This is a genomic window from Campylobacter sp. US53 (genome assembly GCF_004378995.1).
Classification (GTDB): domain Bacteria; phylum Campylobacterota; class Campylobacteria; order Campylobacterales; family Campylobacteraceae; genus Campylobacter_D; species Campylobacter_D jejuni.
Window position 1 is genome coordinate 1 of the sequence record NZ_RYYH01000019.1, and the last position, 2,772, is coordinate 2,772.

Consider the following 2,772-nt stretch of genomic DNA (forward strand, 5'->3'; position numbering starts at 1 on the left):
TTTTAGAATTTATAATCAAAGCTTGTCCTAGTTTATAAGAAAGTTGGTTTTGAATTCTTAAAAGAGCTCCTATGTTTGACTTGTCTGAAAAATAAAGTGATTTTAAAAATTTATACTCATTTTTCATACTCCAAGGATCTATATCAAATTCTAAAATAGGAGATGCATGTTTTAACATTTCTGCTATAAAAAGATTTTTCAAAATATCAATTTTTCTAAAGTCATGTTGAAATTCTATATGTTTGATTATATTTTTAATCATTATAATACAACTAGCTATATAGTGATATAATTTTGTTTTATAACCATCATATTGAAAATCTTTATAAACACCACTAATAAATGGAGAGATACTTTCTTTAGAAACCTTTCCTTCATGGCTACAAATGCTATTAGCTCTTATCCTATAGGTATATAATTTCTGATTTAAGATATAAATATACTGGGCGTGGAAAAATAGCATAATGCCAAAATGAAAATCTTCTGAAACAACTTTATCTATAAATTTTAATTTAATCTTTTTTAAAAATATAAAATCAATCATTCCTTGAATGCAAAATGCAAATAGCTTATTATCAAGTTTTTGCATCTCCTCAAACCATTCCAAAGAATGGATCATTCCTTTATCTCTTAAAATCATCCAAGTAAAATTTTCATCTGTTTTATTTTCTTTAACACCATCATATCGCTTTTTCCAATCAAACCAAACCACCTCAACCCCATCCATTCTAGGAACACATTCTTCTATGCAATTTAATTCCCAATAATCATCAGAATCTAAAAAGATAATATAATCAATATCAGGAGCTTTAAAATTTAAAAGTTCATCTTTATTTTTAAAGAAATTTGAACTTTTATATATTTTATAAATATTATAAGGATTATCTTCATTGTCTAGTTTAAATTCTACTAAGGAGTTTTCTTTTAATTCTTGGGTAATGTTTTTAAAATCATATTCTTTGCTAAAGAATTCTATGCCAACATTACGAGATGAAGAAAGTCCTCCATTTTCCTTATCAAAAAGTATAAATCTTTCATCTTTTAAAGTATATTCTTTGGCTATATTGAGTGAGTTTTCATCAGTACTTCCATCATTTACAAGTACAACTTGTAAATTTTTATAAGTTTGATTGATGACACTATCTAAACATTCTCTTAAGTATTTTTCTACATTATAGATTGGGATAACCATACCTACGGTTTTCATTGTTTTTTCCCAAGTTTCTTATAAAGCTTAAAAACTCTATAAGGCAATAAGAATAATCCACCCTTATACCAATTCTTACTAGCCTTAATAAATTCTTCTCCTAATTGATAAGAAAAATGATTTTTTATTTTTAAAGCTTCATTATAATCATCATATGAACTTAAAGGAGGTAAAGCTAAATTTGGATTTTTCTTTACTTTAAATTTATAAGCTTTTTGTTCTTGTTTATGTGAAATAACAATACTTAATATTATAAAAGGTAAAGATAAAAAACCTAATACACTTTTAGAATTTATAATCAAAGCTTGTCCTAGTTTATAAGAAAGTTGGTTTTGAATTCTTAAAAGAGCTCCTATGTTTTTATGAGTTGGAGTAAAATCAGCAGAACATCTTTTTTTATCTCTTAGTTCAAAATTAATATGAGCCCCCTTTCCTCTTCTATAAGCATATTCTAAAGGTTGAGAAAAAATATAATCAAAAAACATCAGTGTTTTTTCTTTGGCATATTGGATAGGATCAAAATTATTTAAAAATACAGGTTCGTTTAACATTGAAAAATATAATTCATCATTGTTATCAATCAATTTAATATAATCAATCAATTCATTCCAAGTGCTAAAATTATGAGCATTTATGAAAGCTTTTGGATTTATTTTATAATCCAATAATTCTTCTGGAATTTTAGGTATCCTTTGATCTATTTCTGCACAAGGTGTCAATTTTTCTTTTATACCCAAACCACATCTTAAGCTAGTATCTCCCCAATAAATAGGAATACAACCAGCTGCAAATGCTTGAAAAATTTTTTCAGAAGTATAGCCTGGAGCGCTAGAATTTTCAAAACAAATATTAAATTTATAATTTTGAAGCCATTTTCTTTTTGTTATATTAAAATCTTCACCATATCTATCGCCTATTGGACCGCCTATGTTATTTCTATATCTACCACCAGAGTCAATATGCTTATATAAAGATAGCTTATCTATAAAATGATCCCTAGGAGTCCATTCTGGTCTACCTGGGTCTGTAATTAAATAAGCACAAAATTTTTTTCTTTTTTCAAAATTATTATAATATAAATGTTTTTGACATGCCATCTCTATATCATCTTTAAGCCACAAAAACTGAAAAGGTAGTCTAATATGTCTATCCGCAAAAGATAAATAATCAAAATCTATGCCATAATCGGCTATATTCCAATTTGTTCTTCTATTTTCTTCTGTATAAAGAATTCTTATGCAATTATAATTTGTATGTCTATTAAATTCGAAAACACTATAAATAATATAATCGGGATCATTACTATACACTATGTTGTATTTTTCACATAGCAATTTAATCAAATAATGATTATAAAAATTTTCTTCATTATCCTCAAGATACCAATCAACCAGCCTTAATTTAATTATCCGCTTGTTAGTCATTTTTTATCCTGTAATTTAAGCTTAAGCTTAAATTTTATCATTAAATAATATAATTTTAACTTAAATAATTTTACAACCAACCAAAGCCATTTTTAAAGGAGAAACCCTATGCATAACCCAAACTCAGCTATAGAAAGAGTA

2 protein-coding genes are annotated in these 2,772 nt (G+C 26.0%); both read right to left on the reverse strand.

The window, feature by feature from the left end; genetic code table 11:
• Nucleotides 1–1,207 (reverse strand): glycosyltransferase family 2 protein (locus ELQ05_RS08095; protein WP_134240078.1); only part of this gene is annotated, 1,207 nt, incomplete at its 3' end.
• On the reverse strand, nt 1,204–2,631 hold the full coding sequence (locus ELQ05_RS08100; protein ID WP_134240079.1) for a glycosyltransferase family 10 domain-containing protein: 1,428 nt from the start codon (nt 2,629–2,631) through the stop codon (nt 1,204–1,206). The genes ELQ05_RS08100 and ELQ05_RS08095, both read right to left, overlap by 4 nt.
• Nucleotides 2,632–2,772: the final 141 nt, after the last annotated feature.